Source organism: Betaproteobacteria bacterium (assembly GCA_016791345.1).
GTDB lineage: Bacteria > Pseudomonadota > Gammaproteobacteria > Burkholderiales > JAEUMW01 > JAEUMW01.
In genome coordinates, this window is record JAEUMW010000425.1 from 1 (window position 1) to 3,038 (window position 3,038).

The window sequence follows — 3,038 nt, forward strand, 5'->3', positions numbered from 1 at the left end:
TCTTCGCTTCTTTCACGGGAGAACATCATGCCAAGCTGGTACGAAGACAATTCACACTCCATCGGGCATACGCCGCTGGTCCGACTCAACCGGGTCACCGACGGTGCGCCTGCGACGGTGCTCGCCAAGATCGAGGGACGCAACCCCGCGTATTCGGTAAAGTGCCGCATCGGTGCGGCGATGATCTGGGATGCAGAGCAGCGCGGTCTGCTCGGACCGGGCAAGGAGATCGTGGAGCCCACCAGCGGCAATACCGGCATCGCGCTCGCCTTCGTGGCGGCAGCGCGTGGCACCCCGCTCACGCTGACGATGCCCGAGACCATGAGCATCGAGCGGCGCAAGTTGCTCGTTGCATACGGTGCGAAGCTGGTGCTGACGGAGGGTTCGCGCGGCATGAGCGGCGCGGTTGCACGTGCGGAGGAGATTGCCGCTTCGGATCCCGATCGTTACGTGCTCCTGCAGCAGTTCAAGAACCCCGCCAATGCGGCCATCCACGAGCAGACGACGGGTCCGGAAATCTGGGAAGACACCGACGGTGCGATCGACATCTTCGTGTCGGGCGTAGGCACGGGCGGCACCATCACCGGTGTGTCGCGCTACATCAAGCAGACCCGCGGCAAGCCCATCCGCTCCGTGGCGGTCGAGCCGGCGGCGAGTCCGGTGCTCACCCAGCGTCGCGCGGGCGAGCCGCTCAAACCTGCTCCGCACAAGATTCAGGGCATAGGGGCGGGCTTCGTGCCTGACGTGCTGGATCTGTCGCTGGTCGATGACGTGCAACAGGTCACCAACGAGGAGGCAGTTCACTACGCGCGACGTCTCGCGCGCGAGGAAGGGATCCTATCCGGCATTTCCTGCGGCGCCGCGGTGGCGGCGGCGGTGCGCGTGGCGCAGCGTCCCGAGAACGCCGGAAAGACCATTGTCGTCATTCTGCCGGACTCGGGCGAGCGTTACCTGAGCACGGTGCTCTTCGATGGCGTGTTCGACGCCACCGGCCTCGAAGTCATCTCGTGACCGCGCACGGGCGGAGAAAGCAGGCATGAGTGAACTGCAAAGCGGTCGCTGGAACATCGACGGGATCGTCTCCGATCTGCGCGATCTCCGCGTGCGATCGCTGGAGAGCCGACAGCGACGGGACCGTCCACCAAGGCTGCCGTCCCGCAAGGTGTTGACCGGCATCGTCGACGGATTTGCCGCGGCCATGTTCCCGCATCGCCTGGGACTGCCCGGGATCGGCTTCGAGGGCATCGACTACTACGTCGGTCACACGCTCGATGCGGCGCTGCGCGGACTGCACGACCAGGTGAGCCGCGAGCTGCAGTTCGCGTCAGGCGAAGAGTTCATCGGTAGCGCCGACCGCGAGCGGGCGGTGGAGATCACGCGCGAGTTCGCGTCCGCGCTGCCCCGCATCCGTGCGCTGCTCGACACCGACGTCATCGCCGCGTACGAGGGGGACCCGGCGGCGCGCAGTGTCGACGAAGTCCTGGTCTGTTATCCCGGCATCACGGCCATCACGCACCATCGCCTGGCCCACGAGTTGAGCCGTCTCGGCGTGCCGCTGGTGGCGCGCATGATCTCGGAGATCGCGCATTCCGCCACCGGCATCGACATCCACCCGGGCGCCACGATCGAAGACAGCTTCTTCATCGACCACGGCACCGGCGTGGTGATCGGCGAGACCACGGTGATCGGGCGGCATGTGCGCCTGTATCAGGCGGTGACGCTGGGTGCGAAGCGCTTCGCAGTCGGCGAGGATGGCACGCTGGTCAAGGGCGCGGCGCGGCATCCGATCGTCGAGGACGACGTCGTCATCTACGCCGGCGCCACCATTCTCGGCCGCGTCACCATCGGCCGCGGATCGACCATCGGCGGCAACGTCTGGCTCACCCGCAGCGTTCCGCCCAACAGCAACATCACGCAGGCACAGGTACGCAACGAATTGTTCGACGGCGGCGCCGGCATCTGACGCAGCCCGGTGCGCCGACCGCTGCCGATCCGGCAGCCTCACATTCCCATACACCAACCACCTTTTTCGGGAGTAACTCATGGCAGAAGGACAGGTTCAACTCGCGCTCGGCGATGCGGCAGCACGACAGCTCGCCAATGCCACCAAGACTGTTCCGCAGCTCGTCACCATTTCGCCGCGCTGGCTGGTTCACCTGCTGCCGTGGATCGGTGTCGAGGCCGGCATCTATCGGCTCAACAAGGTGAAGGACGCCTCGCGCGTGCTCACCGCCTGCTCGCAGCGCGACGAACGGGACCTGCCGGAGACCTTCGTCGACTACGAAGAGAATCCGCGCGAGTATTTCCTGAGCGCGGTGACGACGGTGGTGGACGTGCACACGCGTGTGTCCGATCTCTACAGCAGCCCGCACGACCAGATTCAGCAGCAGTTGCGGCTCGCCATCGAGACCATCAAGGAGCGGCAGGAAGACGAGCTCATCAACAACAAGGAATACGGCCTGCTGAACAACGTCGTTCCGGAGCAGCGCGTGAAACCGCTGACCGGCGCGCCGACGCCGGATGATCTCGACGAGTTGCTGACCCGCGTGTGGAAGGAGCCCGCGTTCTTCCTCGCGCATCCAGCTGCCATTGCCGCTTTCGGCCGCGAGTGTACGCGCCGCGGCGTGCCGCCTCCCACCGCCACCCTGTTCGGCTCTCCGTTCCTCACGTGGCGCGGCGTGCCGCTGGTGCCGACCAACAAACTAGCGATCGAGCGCGGCAAGTCCAGCATCCTGCTGCTGCGCACCGGCGAGCAGCGCCAGGGTGTGGTCGGGCTTTATCAACCCGGACTGCCAGGGGAGCAGGGCCTGGGACTGTCGGTCAAGTTCATGGGCATCAGCCGCAAGGCGATCGCCTCGTATCTCATCTCGCTCTACTGCTCGCTCGCCGTGCTCACGGAAGACGCGATCGCGGTGCTCGAGGGTGTCGAAGTCGGCAAGTATCACGATTACAAGCATGACTACCGGAAGTAAGCCAGACGCGCCGGGCGTGACCGGCATCACCCTGGCGCCGGGACTCGATGGCGTGCCTGCCGGCGT

General features: G+C 65.8%; 3 protein-coding genes. All 3 read left to right on the top strand.

Annotated features, from left to right (window positions below; all coding sequences use genetic code 11):
• The first annotated feature begins 27 nt into the window (after window positions 1-27).
• The 3 genes from cysK to JNK68_16065 all read left to right on the top strand — a co-directional run bounded on the left by cysK (window position 28) and on the right by JNK68_16065 (window position 2,972).
• A complete protein-coding gene (gene cysK, locus JNK68_16055) occupies window positions 28-1,011 on the top strand; it encodes a cysteine synthase A (GenBank protein ID MBL8541857.1) in 984 nt (327 codons plus the stop codon).
• Between the two features lie 25 nt (window positions 1,012-1,036).
• Window positions 1,037-1,963: a serine acetyltransferase gene (locus tag JNK68_16060; GenBank protein ID MBL8541858.1), complete on the top strand. Its 927-nt coding sequence runs from the start codon at window positions 1,037-1,039 to the stop codon at window positions 1,961-1,963.
• A 79-nt stretch (window positions 1,964-2,042) separates the two neighbouring features.
• Window positions 2,043-2,972, top strand: a complete 930-nt coding sequence (locus JNK68_16065; GenBank protein MBL8541859.1) for a hypothetical protein — start codon at window positions 2,043-2,045, stop codon at window positions 2,970-2,972.
• The last annotated feature ends 66 nt before the right edge of the window (window positions 2,973-3,038 follow it).

Bases quoted from the DNA above. Each gene is read 5' to 3' on its own strand.
- cysK (MBL8541857.1), top strand. From the start codon at position 28: ATGCCAAGCTGGTACGAAGACAATTCACACTCCATCGGGCATACGCCG.
- JNK68_16060 (MBL8541858.1), top strand. From the start codon at position 1,037: ATGAGTGAACTGCAAAGCGGTCGCTGGAACATCGACGGGATCGTCTCC.
- JNK68_16065 (MBL8541859.1), top strand. From the start codon at position 2,043: ATGGCAGAAGGACAGGTTCAACTCGCGCTCGGCGATGCGGCAGCACGA.